We start from the raw sequence: 18,374 nt of genomic DNA, 5'->3' as shown, positions 1-18,374 counted from the left end.
CCAGGAATTATCCTGGATTATTCTTCCTCATCATTGCTATTTATCTTTCCTATTGAAACAATTCTTTCATCCTCTTGAGTCTTCATCAGAGTTACTCCCATGGCATCTCTACCCGTTTGTTTTATTGTTGAAACTTCTAATCTTATAATTATTCCATTATTGTTTATTAGCATTACCTCATCATTTTCCCTTACAGTCTTTACTCCAACTATTTTTCCTGTTTTATCATTGACCTTATAGGTCTTCATTCCCTTTCCTCCACGGGAATGAACTGTATATTCTGTGCATTTAGTTCTCTTTCCATAACCATTTTCACTTACAACTAAAAGATCTGAATTTTCATTATAAACTTCCATTCCAACTGCAATGTCACCTTCTCTTAGGGTAATGCCCTTAACCCCTGCTGCAGTTCTTCCCATTACTCTAACATCTTCCTCTTCAAATGTTATGCAGTATCCATTTTGAGTTACAATCATTATTTTTTGTTTTCCATCCGTAAGCTTAACCCCAATAAGTTCGTCTCCCACCTTCAGGTTTATCGCATTTAATCCATTCTTTCTTATGTTTGCAAATTCGCTTAAGAATGTCTTTTTAACAATACCTAATTTTGTTGCAAAGAATAAGAATTTATCCTCATCAAATTCCTTTATCTCTAAAACAGCTTGGATTTTCTCCCTTGGATTCATAGCAAGAATATTGACTATATTCATTCCCCTTGCAGTTCTTGATGCTTCTGGTATTTCATAGGCCTTTAACATATAAGCCCTTCCTAAATTTGTAAAGAACATAATATAGCTGTGGGTGGATGTTATGAATATATGCTCTACAAAGTCGTCCTCCCTCATGGACATTCCCTGAACACCCTTTCCACCCCTCTTTTGACTTCTGTAGGTGTCAATTGGAATCCTCTTTATATATCCTGCATGGGTTATCGTAATTGCAACTTCTTCCTCCTGTATAAGGTCCTCGATATTTATCTCGTCTGATTTTGCTGTAATCTTTGTTCTTCTTTCATCAGCATACTTTTCTTTTATTTCTAGAAGCTCGTCCTTTATTATTTGAAGAACTAATCTTTCATTTTCAAGAACTTCCCTTAAGTAGTTTATCGTCTTTATAAGCTCACTATATTCTTCATCGATCTTTGCCCTTTCAAGGCCTGTTAATCTTTGAAGTCTCATATCTAGGATTGCCTGTGCCTGCTTTTCTGAAAGGCCAAATCGTGTCATAAGGCCATTTCTCGCGTCTTCAACAGTTTTTGAACTTCTAATTAAATTAATAACCTCATCGATATGATCAAGGGCAATTCTAAGACCTTCTAATATGTGAGCTCTTGCTTCAGCCTTGTCAAGTTCAAACTTAGTTCTCCTTCTTATTACTTCCTTTTGGAAATCTAAATAATGTGTCAATACTTCCCTTAAGTTTAATACCTTAGGTTCGCCGTTAACAAGGGCAAGCATTATTATGCTAAAGGAATCCTGAAGCTTCGTATGCTTATATAAAAGATTTAGAACTATATTAGGATTTGCATCCTTTTTAAGTTCTATAACTATTCTCATTCCTTGTCTATCAGACTCATCTCTAAGGTCAGAGATTCCCTCTATCTTTTTATCCTTAACAAGTTCTGCAATGTCCTCTACAAGCTTAGCTTTATTAACTTGATATGGAATTTCTGTAACTATAATTTTATGTCTTCCCTTTTCTTCTTCTATTGTAGCCTTTGCCCTTACGACTACCTTTCCTCTTCCTGTTTCGTAGGCTTCTCTAATACCATCTTTCCCAACTATTATTCCTGCTGTTGGAAAATCTGGTCCCTTTATTTTAGTCATAAGATCCTTAATAGTGGCTTCAGGATTGTCGATTAGCATTATAACTCCATCTATAACTTCCCCAAGATTATGGGGTGGTATATTTGTTGCCATACCAACCGCAATACCTGAAGAACCATTGACTAAAAGGTTTGGAAATCTTGACGGCAGAACAGTTGGTTCTTTTTCAGTTCCATCGAAGTTGTCCGCAAAATCTATGGTATTTTTATTTATATCCCTTAACATTTCCATGGAAATTTTAGAAAGCCTTGCTTCGGTATAACGCATTGCTGCAGCTCCGTCACCATCTATAGATCCAAAATTTCCATGGCCATCAACTAAAGGATATCTTGTTGAGAAATCCTGTGCAAGTCTGACCATTGCCTCATAAACTGCACTATCACGTGTGGATGGTATTTACCTAAAACATCCCCAACGATTCTTGCACATTTTCTATATTGTTTGTCAGGGAAAAGTCCAAGTTCATGCATAGAATAAAGAATTCTTCTATGAACAGGCTTTAACCCATCCCTAACATCAGGAAGTGCACGACCTACTATAACGCTCATTGCATAATCTATATAACATTTTTTCATCTCATCGCTTATATCGACTAATTGAATTTCATCCCTTTTGTCCATAACTTCAACTCCCTCTAAATATCAAGATTTTGAACCCTCTTAGCATTCCTTTGAATAAATTCCCTTCTAGGTTCAACCTTATCTCCCATCAAGATAGTAAATACTTCATCTGCTTCAACTGCATCTTCAATAGTAACTTTAAGAAGAGTTCTTGTTTCAGGATTCATTGTAGTTTCCCATAGCTGTTCTGCGTTCATTTCTCCAAGTCCTTTATATCTTTGTATTTCAACGTTATCTCTACCTATCTCATTTAACTTCGCCTCAAGCTCTCTATCGCTGTAGGCATAATAAATATTTTTACCCTTTGATATCTTATAAAGTGGAGGCTGTGCTATATATACATGTCCCTCTTCTATAAGAGGTCTCATGTATCTATAGAAGAATGTAAGAAGTAGTGTTCTAATATGTGCACCGTCAACGTCAGCATCCGTCATTATTATGATTTTATCGTATCTTATTTTTTCTATATCAAAATCATCACCAATTCCTGCACCAAATGCAGTTATCATATTTCTTATTTCTTGATAAGCCAGTATTTTGTCAAGCCTTTGCTTTTCAACATTCATTATCTTACCTCTAAGAGGGAGAATAGCCTGGAATCTTCTATCTCTGCCTCCCTTTGCAGAACCTCCAGCTGAGTCTCCCTCAACAAGGAATATTTCACAAAGCTTAGGATCCTTTTCGGAACAGTCAGCAAGTTTTCCAGGAAGGGATGTATTTTCTAACACGTTTTTTCTTCTTGTAAGTTCCCTTGCCTTTCTTGCTGCTTCCCTTGCCCTTGATGCTAATAAACACTTTTCTACTATAACTTTAGCTACGCTTGGATTTTCCTCTAAAAAGGCAGAAACCTTATCTGTAACGATAGCATCTACTATACCTCTAACTTCAGTGTTTCCAAGCTTTGTTTTTGTTTGTCCTTCAAATTCAGGATTTGTTATCTTTACAGAAATAACGGCTGTTATCCCTTCCCTTGTATCTTCCCCTGAAGGTTCTTTTCGTTTTTCTTTAAAAATCCATACTTTCTTGCATAATCATTGATAACCTTAGTTAAAGCCGTTTTAAACCCACTTACATGGGTTCCACCTTCAGTAGTTGAAATATTGTTGGCAAAGGAAAATATGTTTTCGTTATACCCATCATTATATTGAAGAGCTATTTCAACAACTGTATCATCCTTACTTGCTTCAAAATAAATAGGCTCATCGTGTAAAACTTCTTTGTTTCTATTTAAATATTTAACAAATTCTTTAATTCCACCTTCATAATGATAAGTTTCCTTCTTATCTACCCTTTCATCTATAAGATTTATAGCAATTCCTTTATTTAAGAATGCAAGCTCCCTTAGTCTTTGGGATAATACATCATATTCATACTCTGTTGTTTCAAAAATCTCATCATCAGCAAGGAAGGTAACCTTTGTTCCTGTTTCTTCAGCTTCACCTATTACCTCTAATTCTGATACAGGCTTTCCCCTTTCATATTTTTGCCTAAATATTTTTCCATCCCTTTTACTTCAACTATTAACCATTTAGACAGGGCATTAACAACAGAGGCACCTACACCATGTAGTCCACCTGAAACCTTATATCCTCCACCGCCAAATTTTGAACCAGCATGAAGCACAGTAAATACAACTTCAACTGCACTTTTTTAAGCTTTGGATGAATATCAACTGGAATGCCTCTACCATCATCTATTACGGTAATTGAATTGTCTTTATGAATAAAAACATCTATATTCTTACAAAAACCTGCAAGGGCTTCATCTATTGCATTATCAACTATTTCATATACAAGATGATGAAGTCCCCTTGGACCGGTGCTTCCTATATACATACCTGGCCTTTTTCTTACAGCCTCTAATCCTTCTAAAACTTGAATTTCACTTGCGCTATATTTCTTACTCATTTAGATCCCCTTTGAAAATTCATCAATAAAGCAGCTTCTCTTTGCTAAAGTTAGTGAAGAAATTGGAGACAAATAAATTATACTTTTTTATCTCTTTCTGTTAATATAAAGGATTTAGGTTCATCTTTTGTAATCCTTCTTACAAATCCCTCTTCTTCTGCCGTTTTTAAAAACTCCTTTGTATCTATGCTGGAAGTTGATGTTATGTCAAAGATAGCTATAACTTCCTTTAAAGGTATAACAACATTTTCTCCAAGATGAAGAAACATAATAATTCCTCCTCAAAATTCCTTAATTTGAATATTTCCATTAGATACTTCAAATATTCTTTTTCTATTTATGCTAAACTTTTCTAAATCATTTAAACTTGTAATAGTCAGTATAATTTGGACATCCATTAAGGAATCCAACAAATACTTTTGTCTTTGCAAATCCAATTCTGACATAACATCATCAAGAAGTAGTATTGGATATTCACCTGTTTCTCCCTTTATTATTTCAATTTCAGAAAGTTTTAATGATAAAGCTGCAGTTCTTTGCTGTCCTTGAGACGCATAATGCTTTGCATCTACACCATTTATAAAAACTTCGATGTCATCCCTTTGTGGTCCCTTTGAAGTATAACCTTTTTTATGTCCTCTTCAATGCTATTTTTATATAAAGAATATAGCCTTTCTTTTATACTTTTTAATTCACCATCTATAATGTCACCCTTATATTTTATAACAAGTTCTTCATTTCCGTTAGTAATTTTTCTATGGAGTAATTTGCATATGATGCTTAGCTTTTTAATAAATTCAATTCTATTAAAAATCAAAAACTTCCATACTCAGCGAGCTGCTGATCATAAACGTCTAATAATGATTTGTCTATTCCCTTCTTAATAAGATTATTTCTTTCAAGCAAAACTTTATTGTATAAAGATAAATAGTAATTATACCTAGGTTTTATTTGATTAAGTTCATTGTCAATAAATCTTCTTCTTATATCAGGGCCGTCCTTTAAAAGTCTTAAATCCTCTGGAGAAAATATAACCGTATTAGCATGCCCTATAACTTCAGAAGCTCTACTTAGTTTTATTCCATTTAATTTTGCTTCTTTCTTTGACATTTCTGATATTAGAACCTCAACGGTAAAGTCGCCTAAACTTTTGTTTAAGTTGGCCTTTATATATGCTTTGCTTTTTCCCCATTTTATTAATTCCCTATCTTTACTTGTTCTATGGGATTTTAAAGTGCTAATAAAATTTATCGCTTCTAAAACATTTGTCTTTCCTTGAGCGTTTTGGCCGCATAGGACATTTAATCCCTTTAAAAATTCTATCTTTAAGTTTAAATAGTTTCTAAAATTTATAAGTTCCAATTCTTTAATAAACATAATCTTCACCTAAACTACTTGAAATATTCCTATGTTTTTTATTTCTACTATGTCTCCTTTTTTATTTTCTTACCTCTTTCTAAAGTTTGATTTCCATTAACATAAACATCTCCATTTTTAATTATAACCTTAGCCATAGCCCCTGTGTCTGCAACACCTATCCATTTTAGGAATTGGTCAAGTTTAATATACTCGGTATGTATTTCAATTTTTGCATAAAAATCCTCCTTATCTATTGAAAAACCACCTAAGAAGGTGGCATTAGTTTTCTATAAGTCTTACAGGAAGAACAAGATAGATATAATCATCAGAATCTACTTTTCTTACAACGCATGGGCTTACGTTTGTAGTAAATTCTAAATAAATTTCCTCACTATCTATTATTCTTAAAACATCCAAGAAATATTTAGAATTAAATGCAATTTTTAAGCTATCACCCTCAAGCATAGCTGTAACTTCCTCTTGAACCTTGCCATATTGAGAATCAGAGGTAATTATCATCTTATCATTTCCAATGTTAAACTTGATTAAATTAGTCTTTCCTTCTCTAGCAAGGAGGGATGCCCTTTCTATGCTATCAAGAAGAAGATTTCTATTTACTTTAACTTTAAGTTTATGTTCTTGAGGAATTATTTGTCTATAGTTAACAAACTCTCCATCTAAAAGTCTTGAGATTACTTTTGTGTTTCCAAGATTAAAAAGTATGTGGTTAGGAGTAAATGTTATTCTTACCTTATCTTCAGACGGTTCTATTATCTTAGAAATTTCATTTAAGGTCTTTCCTGGAATTACTGCATTAATATTGCTTGCGTTTTCAAGTTCAACCTTCTTTAAAGATAGTCTATAACCATCCAATGCAACAAAGCTTAATACATTATCTTTAACTTCAAATAGGACACCTGTTAATATTGGCCTTGTTTCATCCTGTGCGATTGCAAATATAGTTTGCTTTATCATAAGCCTTAGAATATCCTGTGAAATCTCATAGAGGGAATTTTCATTAATTGCAGGAAGTTTAGGAAACTCCTCCGGGTTATTACCTAGTATCATGAATTCTGATTTTTGACAGGTTATCTTAACAAAATTGTTATCTAAAAGTTCCAAAGAAACTATGTCGTTAGGAAGCATTCTTATAAATTCTCCAAATAATTTAGAATTTAAAACTATTGATCCTGGTTTAATAACATTTGCATCGATAAAGGTTTCAATTCCTATATCTAAGTCTGTTGCTGTAAAATAAACTTTATTATCTATAGCCTTAATTAAAATTCCTTCAAGTATAGGGTAGGTAGTTTTAGATGAAGCTGCTTTTTGAACGATATTTATGGCTTCTTGCAGAATATTTTTTCACATGTGAAAAACATTTTACTAACCTCCTTTTTATCCACAGTGGATAAATTTTTAAAGTATTTTTTATAGAGGATATTATACAGGACAAAAAGTAGTAGTAATAGTAATAAGGGCTGTGAAATTGTTGATAAGTCCCTCTAAACATTAAAAATCAAGAGATTTATTTAATAAAAATTGTGGATAATGCGGTTTAGTCCCGCATTAATTATCCACATAATTCAGTTTAAAAATTGATTATTTAGTTTATCAACAGATTATTAAATTTTAAATCAACATATTGTTGATTATTTTTGATTTATTTTTCTTATAAGTTCGTCTATAGTTTCCTTAAGATTTTGATCCTTTTCATACCCTTCATTGATTTTTTCGTAGGCATGTATAACGGTAGTGTGGTCTCTTCCTCCGAACTCCTCACCTATTTTGGGCAAAGAAAGATCAGTCAATTTTCTTGCAAGGAACATAGCTATCTGCCTTGGAAATGCTACATTTTTAGTTCTTTTTGAGATTTGAAATCCTCAGGTCTTAAATTATAGTAGCTTGCAACCACATCCATTATAAGTTCTATTGTAATTTGCTTTGCATTTTTGTTGGAAATAAAATCCCTTAGTGCTTCTGATGCAAGTTCAACGCTTATCTCCTTATTAGTTAACGATGAATAAGCAACTATTCTTATAAGAGCCCCTTCAAGTTCTCTAATGTTGGATTGTATTTTATTAGCAACGTAGACCATAACTTCGTTTGGTATGCTTAGGTTTTCCATGTCTGCCTTTTTCTTTAATATAGCTATTCTTGTTTCAAAATCAGGCGGTTGAATATCTGCAATAAGTCCCCACTCAAATCTGGAACGTAGCCTGTCTTCAAGAGTCGGTATTTCCTTTGGAGGCCTATCGCTGGAGATTATGATCTGCTTATTTGCTTCATATAAAGAATTAAAGGTATGGAAAAACTCCTCTTGGGTTCTTTCCTTCCCGGCTATGAACTGAATGTCGTCGATTAGAAGAACATCTACGTTTCTATATTTATTTCTGAACTCCTCGTTTTTATCATCCTTTATAGCATTTATAAGCTCATTAGTAAACTTTTCGGATGAAACGTAAACTACCTTTGCAGAAGGATTATTTATTAATATATAATGGCCTATAGCGTGCATAAGGTGAGTTTTACCAAGACCAACTCCACCATATATAAACAAAGGATTATATGCCTTTGCAGGAGCTTCAGCAACAGCCAAGGATGCTGCATGGGCAAATCTATTGCTATTACCAACTACAAAGGTTTCAAAGGTATACTTTGGATTGAGCATAGATGTGGATATTTCTTCTTGTCTTTCCCTTTTCTTTTGATTTTGATTGTTTTCATTAGAATTTATTTCATCCGTTGAAAGGACAAACCTTATTTCATATTTTTTAGAAGTAACTAGTTTTATGGCATTTGCTATAAGATCTTTATATCTTACATCTAAAACGCCCTTTGTAAATTCGTTTGGAGCAAGAAGAAATATTGTTTCATTAGTGATTTTAAGGGGATCAATGCATTTTATCCATGTGTTAAAACCAAGTGGTGATAACTCTGCTTTAACAATTTCTTGAGTTTTTTCCCAAATTTCAAGAAGATTGTCCATAAAATTTCCTCCCTAGTATATGTTAACATAATTATCCACATTATAAAATCTACAATAAAAAATGTTGACATGATGGAACAAAGTTATTCACAAATCTGTTAATTTGTTAATATTTTAAGTCAAAAATTAACTTTCAACAATATCAACAAATTGATTATTAACATTACTAACAACAAAAAATCTAGATTTTAATTATAATTACGTGAAATTTTAAATAAGTTATACACAACTTTGTCCACAGATTGTGAATAACTTTTTAGCACAGAATAAAATATAAGTTATTCACAGATTTTGTGGATATGCATTAATATATTATCAAATATAATATATTATTACAATAGTTATCCACAAAAACACAATGAATTTTTAAGATTATTAACAACTGTAAATTTCTTGACAGCTTTTAATGATACATATATAATCTTAATAGTAAAGTATAATGTAGTAATATGCCCATTAACTATAGATAAATATAAGAAGGGGTGCAAGCGATGTTAAGAACATTCCAACCAAAGAAAAGACAAAGAAAAAAGGAACATGGCTTCAGAAAGAGAATGAAAACAAGAAATGGAAGAAAAGTTCTTAAAAGAAGAAGAATGAAGGGAAGAAAGAGATTGACTGCATAAGGCCGCGTTATGTGGCCTTTTTGTGCAATTTTAGGCTGAAATGGGGAAACATGATGAAAAAGAAGAAAGAATTCGAAAAAACAGGCATTTTAGACTCATATATAATAGAGGAAAGTCCTACAGCGATGATACACTGGTGGTATATGTCTTTAAAAACAGGAGCAACATGAATCGAGTTGGAATATCAGTAAGTAAAAAATAGGAAAAAGTGTAGTTAGAAACAGGGTAAAAAGGTTAATTAAAGAAGCCTTTAGGATTAATAAAGATAAGTTTAAAGTTGGACATGATATTGTTTTTGTTGCAAGGGGAAAGGCAGCAAAGTCAAATTTTTATGATATTGAAGGATCTATATTTAATCTTCTTAAAAAGGCTGGTATATTAAAAGAAGGTGTGTAGATGAAAAAAATTTTAATTTTTTGATAAAATTTTATAGAAGATATATATCCCCAATGAAGCCGCCAAGCTGCAGATTTTATCCAACATGTTCCCAGTATTCCCTTGAGGCTATCGAAAAATACGGTGCCATTAAAGGCTCTGTTTTATCTATAAAAAGGATATTAAAATGTCACCCACTGCATCCTGGTGGGTATGACCCTGTTCCTTAAATTCTAAATTTTCAAAAAGGGAGGTCAAACCTTTGAATTTTTTAGTTAAACCGATGACTTTATTTTTTAATGGTATACATGGTTTTGTAACAACTTATGTATCTAATTTAAGTCTTGCTTATTTTTGGATCTTGTTATATTTACTGCTATAATAAAGACTATTTTATTACCCTTAACAATAAGCCAAACTAAATCAAGCATAATGATTCAAAAATGCAGCCTAAATTAAAGGAAATTCAAGAAAAATATAAGAATGACCCTCAAAAGATGCAAGAGGAGCAGATGAAGCTTTATAAGGAAAGCGGGACAAATCCTTTATCTGGATGTCTTTTATTTTTAATTCAATGGCCAATTATTATTGCTATGTATTATGTTGTAGCAAATATTCAAGGATTTAAGGACGTTGGCTTTTTGTGGGTAGAGAGTTTAGGATCATATGATAGAACATTTATATTACCTATTTTATCTGGTTTATCAAGCTATTTGATGGGGGTTATGACTGCTCCTAAGGGAGATGATCCTTCAGCACAGCAGCAAAGAAAAATGAATCTTTATATGTCAATTTTATTCGTAGTTATGTTCTTTAAATTCCAGGCAGGGGTTGTTTTATACTGGATAATAAGTAACGTCATTCAAATACTCCAGCAGTATTTTATAATCAATAGAATAAGGCATAAGGAAGAGGCAAAGCTGCAATAGGGTGGTGAATATATGAAAAAATGGATTGAGGCGATAGGAAAGAATGTAGAAAGCGCCATTGAAAATGGGTTAAAGGAATTAGGGGTAACAAGGGATAAGGTGGATATTGAAATTTTAGATGAAGGTAGCAAAGGTGTATTTGGAATTATAGGTGCAAAGCCTGCAAAGGTAAGACTTACTATAAAAAGGATTATGAAGCTATTGCAAAGTCTTTTTAAGGGATGTTCTTGATAAAATGGGAATCAAATGTGAAATTCAGATTAAGGATGAAGATGACATTTTAAAGGTTAATCTTGTGGGGCCTAAAATGGGAGCTTTGATAGGCCATAGGGGAGAGACTTTAGATGCCCTTCAGTATCTACTTAGTCTTGTTATAAACAAAGATAGTGGAGAAAATGAATTTAAGAAGGTTTTATTAGATACACAAAATTACAGAAAAAGAGGGAAGAAACCTTAATAAGGCTTGCAAATAGATTAGCTTATAAGGTAAAAAGATATAATAAGAGCATTACCCTTGAGCCAATGAATCCATACGAAAGAAGAATTATACATGCAGCACTACAAAATCATCCTGATGTAACTACTTATAGCATAGGTGAAGAACCCTTTAGAAAAGTTGTCATCGATTTAAAAAATAAAGAGGCTTTAAGCCTCTTTTTGATTGAAAAACTTTTTAATTTGGTATAATATAAATCAAATAAACAAAATAAAGAAGGTGAAAGGATGCTTAACGATACTATAGCTGCAATATCTACGGCAATAGGAGAAGGTGGAATAGGGATTGTAAGATTATCTGGTGATAAAAGCCTTGAAATAGCATCAAAAGTTTTTAAAAGTGCCAAGGGTAAAGATATTAAAGAAATGAGAAGCTATTCTATGGCTTATGGATATATAGTTGATCCTGAAACAAATGAGATAATAGACGAAGTTATATTAAGTTATATGAAAGCACCGAATACATATACAAGGGAGGATATTGTAGAAATAAATTGTCACGGAGGAGTTTTAGCTGTAAAAAGGTTTTATCGGTGGTTCTAAAGAGCGGTGCAAGGCTTGCTGAACCTGGGGAATTTACGAAAAGGGCATTTTTAAATGGAAGAATTGATTTATCCCAGGCAGAGGCAGTAATAGACCTTATAAGGGCAAAGACGGACGATAGCTTAAACCTTGCAGTAAATCAGCTTAAGGGAAAACTTTCACAAAAGATAAATTCTCTTATGGATAAGCTTTTAGGATGTCTTGCCCATATTGAGGCCACTGTTGATTTTCCAGAGGATGATGTAGATGAGCTTGTTGTAAACAAGTTAGTTTCTGATCTACAATTTATAGTTTCAGAAATAGATTATTTAATTAAAAATGCAGAAAGCGGAAAAATATTTAGGGAAGGTCTTAGAACGACGATAGTTGGTAAACCTAATGTAGGAAAGTCCTCCCTTCTTAATGCACTTTTAGAGGAAAAAAGAGCAATAGTTACGGATATTCCTGGAACTACAAGGGATGTTATAGAAGAGTATATAAATATCGATGGTGTTCCAATAGTTCTTGTTGATACTGCAGGTATCAGAAAAACCGATGATATAGTAGAAAATATTGGGGTGGAAAAATCTAAGGAGTATCTTCAAAATGCCGACCTTATACTCTTTATGTTAGATGCATCAAGGCCTTTAGAAAAAGAAGATGAGGAGATAATCGATTTAATTAAGGGGAAAAATGTTATTGCCATTTTAAATAAAATGGATCTTCCGACTGCAATAGATGTTGATTATATAAAAGGTAGGTTTAAACATGTTGTAAATGCATCTGTTAAGAAGGAACATGGTATAGACGAGATTAAAAAAGCGATAGTTGATCTTGTTTTTGAAGGAAGGGTTTCTTCTAAGAATGAAATATTAGTTACAAATGTAAGGCATAAGGATGCACTTGTAAAGGCAAAGGAAAGCATAGTTAAAGGGATAGAAACTATAAAAAGTGGACTTCCACTTGACCTTGCATCGGTAGAGTTAAAGGATAGTTATTTAAAGCTTGGGAAATTACAGGAAATACAGTTGCTGAGGATATTATAGATAGGATCTTTTGTGATTTTTGCATTGGAAAATAGGAGGGATATGATGTATCACGGTGGAGAATATGATGTCATAGTTGTCGGGGCAGGTCATGCAGGATGTGAAGCTGCCCTTGCATCTGCAAGGCTTGGATGTAAAACCCTCGTTATAACTTTAAATTTAGATAGTATTGCTCTAATGCCATGTAACCCATCAATTGGAGGAACAGCAAAGGGACATCTTGTTAGAGAAATTGATGCCCTTGGAGGACAGATGGGAATAAATATAGACAAGACATACCTTCAATCGAGAATGTTGAATACTTCAAAGGGACCAGCTGTTCATTCACTTAGGGCCCAGGCTGATAAGAAAAAATATCAGACCCTAATGAAAAAACATTGGAGGAACAGGAAAATCTTTATATAAAGCAAGATGAAGTAGTTGATATAGATGTTGAGGACGGAAGAGTAAAAGGGATAAAGACAAAAACGGCGCCTATTTTTCATGTAAGGCCCTTGTTATAACAACAGGAACATATTTAAGGGGAAGGATATTTATAGGAGAGGTAAACTATAGCGGAGGACCTAATGGACTTTTTCCTGCAAATGAACTTTCAAAAAGCCTTGAAAAATTAGGAATTACTTTAAGAAGGTTTAAAACAGGAACGCCTGCAAGAATCCACAGAAGATCAGTGGATTTTTCAAAGATGACTATTCAGCCTGGGGATGAGAGAGTAGTTCCATTTTCCTTTATGTCAGATGACATAACAAGGGATCAAGTTCCATGTTACCTTACATATACAACAGAAAAAACTCATGAAATAATTAGACAGAATATACATAGATCCCCTTTGTTTGCAGGACTTATAGAGGGTGTGGGACCAAGATATTGTCCATCTATTGAGGACAAAGTTATGAAATTTCCTGATAAGGAAAAGCATCAGGTATTCATAGAACCTGAAGGTGAGGACACAGAAGAACTTTATGTTCAAGGTATGTCAAGCTCCCTTCCGGAGGATGTTCAAATACAGGTTTATAGGTCTATTCCAGGCCTTGAAAATTGTGAAATTTTAAGGACTGCATATGCAATTGAATATGACTGCATAGATCCTACTCAGCTTAAACTAAGCCTTGAACTAAAAAACATTGAAGGTTTATTCTTTGCTGGTCAGGTAAATGGAAGTTCTGGGTATGAGGAGGCAGCAGCTCAGGGGATTATTGCAGGAATAAATGCAGCATTAAAAGTAAAGGGAAAGGAACCTTTTGTTCTTGATAGATCAGAGGCCTATATTGGAGTTTTAATTGATGATTTAGTAACAAAAGGAACAAATGAACCCTATAGAATGATGACAAGCAGAGCCGAGTATAGACTCTTATTAAGGCAGGATAATGCAGATTTAAGATTAACTCCAAAGGGTTATGAAATTGGACTTGTAACTGAAGAAAGATATCAAAGGTATTTAAGAAGGAAGGAAAACATAGAAAAAGAAATCGAAAGATTAAAAAGACTGTAATTTCTCCTTCAGAGGAGAATAATGAGGTTTTAAGATCCATTGGAAGCTCTGAAATAAAAAGTGGAATAACCCTATATGAGCTTATAAAAAGACCAGAGATAACCTATGAAAATATTGAGAAAATCGACAAAGAAAGGCCTTACCTTCCAAAGGATGTAACGGAAGAGGTTGAAATTGAGATTAAATATGAAGGTTATATTAAAAAACAAATAGAACAAGTAGAACAATTTAAAAAGCTTGAATTAAAGAAGATACCTCCCTATATAAACTATGACGATATTCAGGGGTTAAGGCTGGAGGCAAGGCAAAAACTTTCAAAGATAAGACCTGAAAATATAGGGCAGGCATCCAGAATATCAGGTGTGTCGCCTGCTGATATATCTGTTTTACTTGTTTATATCGAACAAATTAGAAGAAAAAAGGGGAAGGAAGATGAATAGGGAGCTTTTATATAATGGTGCAAAAAGCTATGGCATAACATTAGATGACAAACAGATGGATATGTTTGAAATTTACATGAGGCTTTTGAAGGAATGGAATGAAAAAATCAATCTTACGGCTATTACCGATGATGAAGAAATAGTTAAAAAGCATTTTTTAGATTCTATATCTATTGTTAAAAGTGGACTAATTAATGACAATTTAAAAATTATAGATGTAGGAACAGGGGCAGGATTTCCTGGAATTCCTTTAAAGATTATTAACCCTTCTTTAAAGATAACCCTTTTAGATTCGTTAAAAAAAGAATAAGTTTTTTAATTGATGTAATCCAAAATTTAGGTCTTAAAGATATTGAAGCTGTCCATGGGAGGGCTGAAGATTTTGCAAGGAAAGATGATTTCCGTGAATCCTTTGATATAGCAACAGCGAGGGCAGTTGCCCATATGAATGTCCTATCTGAATATTGTATGCCCTATGTTAAGGTTAAAGGATATTTTGTTGCTATGAAGGGCCCATCTATAGAAGAGGAAATAAATGAATCAAAAATGCTATTGGAACGTTAGGAGGAAAACTTATCGACATTATAACTACCTCCATTCCTGAATATGATATGGATCATAAGTTAATAATTGTCGAAAAAATAAAGCCGACTGACAAAAATATCCAAGAAAGCCAGCTCAAATAGAAAAAAGCCTATCAGATGACGAATTAATAAAAATATTGGCTGACGAATTTGAATGGGAAATAGCAGGAAAAGGGAAATAATTATAGAATAACTTAATTATAGTTAAATTTATAAACGGTGGGATGGTGCAATGAGGGTAGAAAACGAAATAATCAACATACCTATAAACCTTATAAAACAAAATACATATCAACCCAGGAAGAACTTTGATGATCAAGCTTTACTAGAACTAAGTGAATCCATAAGGGAATACGGTGTTTTACAACCAATAAGTGTAAGAAGAGTAAATGGAAACTTTTATGAGCTAATAGCTGGAGAAAGAAGACTTAGAGCATCACAGCTTGCAGGTTTAACTGAGATTCCTGCTATTGTAGTTGAAGTTACCGATAAAGATTCTGCAGTCCTTGCCCTTATTGAAAACCTCCAGAGGGAGGATCTTAACTTTATTGAAGAGGCGGAAGGATATTTAAGACTTATAAAGGAGCATAACTTTACTCAGGAGGAGCTTGCCCATAAGATAGGAAAAAGCAATCAACGATTGCCAATAAGCTCAGAATATTAAAGCTCTCTGATAAAGTCAAAGAGATAATTTTAAGGGAAAATCTAACTGAAAGGCATGCTAGGGCTCTTTTAAAACTTCCTTCTGAGGAACTACAATTAAAGGCTTTAAAGGAAATACTTGAGAAGGGATTAAACGTAAAGGATACTGAGGATTTGATTGAAAAAATATTAAATGAAAAAGAAGAAAAAAAGGAAAAGGAAGAAAAAATAAAACTGAAAAGCCAAAGTTTAAATGGGTTATTAATCCTAAGATAATCACTAATACTATAAAGGACATAATGAATAAAAACGGGATAGATGCTGAATATAAACACAAGGAATACGATGACTATATGGAGATAATAGTAAGAATACCAAAAAATAGATGCAAGGGCCTTTATTTTAGGCTGTTGAAAATTTTTTGATAAGCCCCGTGAAGGATTTCCCTGGCATTCGCTCATTTCGCTAAGCAATTCTAAACTTTTCTTTGTTTTCAAAAGTCCTACCCTCGTGAGCCAACATCCGTGTCGGCCACTCGGCTCTGCACGTCCATGAGCAGAATTACGGACTTTTGAAAAGTCGAAAAGCAAGAATTGCTAGAGCTCATGAGAGATGCCTTTTGAAATCCTATCACGGGGCTCTTGCAAAAGTTCTAAGGTAAAAATGATTTGTCTACAGTCTTAAATAGAGGCAAAGGCCTCTATTTTTTGTTTGAATAAGAATAAGGATTCCTATAAAGATGAATACGATTGCTGATATTATATTTAATAAATTTTTGAAATATATTTTTCAATAAAACTTCCACAGAGGACTCCTATTATAGTTGTGCAAATGAGAGCTAATGAGGCACCTAAAAATACAGATAATTTTGAAGTTGATTTTGCAGACAATAACATGGTGGCAAGCTGAGTTTTATCTCCAAGTTCAGCTAAAAAACTATTAAAAAAGTTGATAAAATTATTTTAATCATAAAATCACCCTTAACTATTTAATGAAAAAAATAATGCTGTAAAATATATATTATAGATTTCTTTATAATATTCTAGGGGTGATAGTGTGGGTAAAATTATTTCTATTTTTAATCAAAAGGGGGCGTTGGCAAGACAACCTCTGCAATAAATTTAGCTTCATATATTGCTCAGATGGGATATAAGGTTTTATTAATAGATATCGACCCGCAGGAGAATACAACAAGTGGTCTTGGAATTGAAAAGGATGACCTTGAATATTCTATGTATGATGTTATAATTGAGAATGCAAAGGAAGAAAATTTTGAAGTAGTTAAGGATGCCATTGTTAATACAGTAGTTGAAAACTTATATATTCTTCCTTCAAGGGTGGAACTTGCTGGTGCTGAAATTGAAATAACATATAATGAATATCGAGAAAAAATATTAAAAAGGGCAATAAAAAGTATAAAAAATGATTATGATTATATTTTTATAGATTGTCCTCCTTCTCTTGGACTATTAACTATAAATGCATTAACTGCAGCAGATAGCGTCCTTATACCTATACAATGTGAATTTTATGCCCTCGAGGGAGTAGGTCAGCTTATGAACACAATAAATCTTGTAAAGAAAAACTTAAATCCGGATTTAAAAATTCAAGGCGTTATAATGAGTATGTTTGATGGGAGAACAAACCTTTCTATTGAGGTTGTTGAGGAGGTTAAAAAATATTTTAAGGGTAAGGTTTATACAACGATTATTCCAAGGAATATTAAACTTGCCGAGGCACCTAGCCATGGTTTGCCCATAATGCTATACGATAAAAATTCAACAGGTGCAAAGGCATACAAAGAACTTGCAGAAGAATTTATTGAATTAGAAAGGGATGAGCAAAATGGCTAAAAAAGTGCTTTAGGTAAGGGGTTAGGGGCTCTTATACCTGATGCAGAAAAGGATTCAAATGTATTTGAGGTGGAGGTTTCAAAATTATTCCCTAATGAGGACCAGCCAAGAAAGAAGTTTGATGAGGAAAAGATAAATGCCCTTGCAGAGTCAATAAAGGTTCATGGAGTAATACAGCCTATAATAGTAAAAAGAGAAGGAGATTTTTATAAGATAATAGCAGGGGAAAGAAGATGGAGGGCAGCAAAAATTGCAGGACTAAAAAAGTTCCTATCGTGGAAAAGGAACTTTCAGACAGAGAGGTAATGGAGATTTCATTAATTGAAAATATTCAAAGGGAGGACTTAAGCCCTATTGAAGAGGCTCTTGCCTATAAAAGGCTTATGGAGGAATTTCAATTAACACAGGAGGAAATAGCAGAAAGAGTAGGTAAATCAAGATCGGCCATAGCAAATACATTAAGACTTTTAAATTTAGATGATAGAGTTGTTGAATTTATTAATGATGGTAAACTTTCAGAAGGACATGGCAAGGTAATTGTTTCTATAGAAGATAAAGAAAAACAATATTTAATAGCTAAAAAGTGGTTGAAGAAGGTTTAAATGTTAGGCAAACTGAAAAATTAATAAAAGAAATAAACAACAAAAAGGTTAAAAAAGAGAAAAAATA

The 18,374-nt window shown here is 33.1% G+C and carries 10 protein-coding genes and 13 pseudogenes; 11 read left to right on the top strand and 12 right to left on the bottom strand.

Features of this window, described 5'->3' with window-relative positions:
• Positions 1 to 17 precede the first annotated feature (17 nt).
• From gyrA to dnaA, 11 genes and pseudogenes are all read right to left on the bottom strand, one after another.
• Positions 18 to 2,446 (bottom strand): annotated as a pseudogene (gyrA, locus tag PWK10_RS15395) (DNA gyrase subunit A).
• A gap of 14 nt (positions 2,447 to 2,460) precedes the next feature.
• Positions 2,461 to 3,174, bottom strand: a complete 714-nt coding sequence (locus PWK10_RS20155; protein ID WP_446715265.1) for a toprim domain-containing protein — start codon at positions 3,172 to 3,174, stop codon at positions 2,461 to 2,463.
• A 78-nt stretch (positions 3,175 to 3,252) separates the two neighbouring features.
• Positions 3,253 to 3,641 (bottom strand): annotated as a pseudogene (locus tag PWK10_RS20150) (DNA topoisomerase IV subunit B); the annotation flags it as partial.
• A 361-nt stretch (positions 3,642 to 4,002) separates the two neighbouring features.
• Positions 4,003 to 4,353, bottom strand: a complete 351-nt coding sequence (locus PWK10_RS20145) for an ATP-binding protein (protein ID WP_446715264.1) — start codon at positions 4,351 to 4,353, stop codon at positions 4,003 to 4,005.
• Positions 4,354 to 4,622: pseudogene (gene remB, locus PWK10_RS15385) on the bottom strand (extracellular matrix regulator RemB). It abuts the gene before it with no gap.
• A gap of 12 nt (positions 4,623 to 4,634) precedes the next feature.
• Positions 4,635 to 4,799 carry a hypothetical protein gene (locus tag PWK10_RS15380; RefSeq protein WP_274766645.1) on the bottom strand — a complete coding sequence of 55 codons (165 nt, stop codon included), beginning with the start codon at positions 4,797 to 4,799 and terminating at the stop codon, positions 4,635 to 4,637.
• A gap of 131 nt (positions 4,800 to 4,930) precedes the next feature.
• Positions 4,931 to 5,170, bottom strand: a complete 240-nt coding sequence (locus PWK10_RS15375; protein ID WP_274766644.1) for a hypothetical protein — start codon at positions 5,168 to 5,170, stop codon at positions 4,931 to 4,933.
• Complete coding sequence (recF, locus tag PWK10_RS15370) at positions 5,167 to 5,730, bottom strand: DNA replication/repair protein RecF (protein ID WP_274766643.1); 564 nt, start codon at positions 5,728 to 5,730, stop codon at positions 5,167 to 5,169. Before recF ends, PWK10_RS15375 begins: the two co-directional genes overlap by 4 nt.
• 47 nt (positions 5,731 to 5,777) lie before the next feature.
• Positions 5,778 to 5,891 carry an RNA-binding S4 domain-containing protein gene (locus PWK10_RS19020; RefSeq protein WP_342455815.1) on the bottom strand — a complete coding sequence of 38 codons (114 nt, stop codon included), beginning with the start codon at positions 5,889 to 5,891 and terminating at the stop codon, positions 5,778 to 5,780.
• A gap of 100 nt (positions 5,892 to 5,991) precedes the next feature.
• Positions 5,992 to 7,094, bottom strand: a pseudogene (gene dnaN, locus PWK10_RS15360) (DNA polymerase III subunit beta).
• 270 nt (positions 7,095 to 7,364) lie between these two features.
• Positions 7,365 to 8,701, bottom strand: a pseudogene (gene dnaA / locus PWK10_RS15355) (chromosomal replication initiator protein DnaA).
• Between the two features lie 491 nt (positions 8,702 to 9,192).
• Here dnaA and rpmH point away from each other — a divergent pair.
• The 9 genes and pseudogenes from rpmH to noc all read left to right on the top strand — a co-directional run bounded on the left by rpmH (position 9,193) and on the right by noc (position 16,277).
• Positions 9,193 to 9,327, top strand: a complete 135-nt coding sequence (gene rpmH, locus PWK10_RS15350; RefSeq protein WP_008909331.1) for a 50S ribosomal protein L34 — start codon at positions 9,193 to 9,195, stop codon at positions 9,325 to 9,327.
• Positions 9,328 to 9,367: 40 nt separating this feature from the next.
• Positions 9,368 to 9,723: pseudogene (gene rnpA, locus PWK10_RS15345) on the top strand (ribonuclease P protein component).
• Positions 9,724 to 9,743: 20 nt separating this feature from the next.
• Positions 9,744 to 9,932 (top strand): membrane protein insertion efficiency factor YidD, encoded by a 189-nt coding sequence (gene yidD / locus PWK10_RS15340; RefSeq protein WP_342455556.1) that lies wholly within the window; start codon positions 9,744 to 9,746, stop codon positions 9,930 to 9,932.
• 213 nt (positions 9,933 to 10,145) lie between these two features.
• Positions 10,146 to 10,631, top strand: coding sequence for a membrane protein insertase YidC (yidC, locus tag PWK10_RS15335; RefSeq protein ID WP_274766642.1), 486 nt, complete (start codon positions 10,146 to 10,148; stop codon positions 10,629 to 10,631).
• A 12-nt stretch (positions 10,632 to 10,643) separates the two neighbouring features.
• A pseudogene (gene jag / locus PWK10_RS15330) lies at positions 10,644 to 11,318 on the top strand (RNA-binding cell elongation regulator Jag/EloR).
• A gap of 36 nt (positions 11,319 to 11,354) precedes the next feature.
• Positions 11,355 to 12,729 (top strand): annotated as a pseudogene (gene mnmE, locus PWK10_RS15325) (tRNA uridine-5-carboxymethylaminomethyl(34) synthesis GTPase MnmE).
• A 7-nt stretch (positions 12,730 to 12,736) separates the two neighbouring features.
• Positions 12,737 to 14,626, top strand: a pseudogene (mnmG, locus tag PWK10_RS15320) (tRNA uridine-5-carboxymethylaminomethyl(34) synthesis enzyme MnmG).
• A pseudogene (rsmG, locus tag PWK10_RS15315) lies at positions 14,619 to 15,320 on the top strand (16S rRNA (guanine(527)-N(7))-methyltransferase RsmG); the annotation flags it as partial. The pseudogenes mnmG and rsmG, both read left to right, overlap by 8 nt.
• A 122-nt stretch (positions 15,321 to 15,442) precedes the next feature.
• Positions 15,443 to 16,277, top strand: a pseudogene (gene noc, locus PWK10_RS15310) (nucleoid occlusion protein).
• A 339-nt stretch (positions 16,278 to 16,616) separates the two neighbouring features.
• On the opposite strand, the gene PWK10_RS15305 reads toward noc, so the two are convergent.
• Positions 16,617 to 16,748: a TMEM165/GDT1 family protein gene (locus PWK10_RS15305; protein ID WP_274766640.1), complete on the bottom strand. Its 132-nt coding sequence runs from the start codon at positions 16,746 to 16,748 to the stop codon at positions 16,617 to 16,619.
• A gap of 160 nt (positions 16,749 to 16,908) precedes the next feature.
• On the opposite strand from PWK10_RS15305, the pseudogene PWK10_RS15300 reads away from it, so the two are divergent.
• Positions 16,909 to 17,705, top strand: a pseudogene (locus tag PWK10_RS15300) (ParA family protein).
• 69 nt (positions 17,706 to 17,774) lie between these two features.
• A pseudogene (locus tag PWK10_RS15295) lies at positions 17,775 to 18,307 on the top strand (ParB/RepB/Spo0J family partition protein).
• The last annotated feature ends 67 nt before the right edge of the window (positions 18,308 to 18,374 follow it).

Origin of the sequence: Caloramator sp. Dgby_cultured_2, assembly GCF_028872215.1 — a bacterium.
Classification (GTDB): domain Bacteria; phylum Bacillota; class Clostridia; order Clostridiales; family Caloramatoraceae; genus Caloramator; species Caloramator australicus.
The sequence above is the reverse complement of the archived record's forward strand: the minus strand, read 5'-3'. Positions and strand labels throughout refer to the sequence as shown.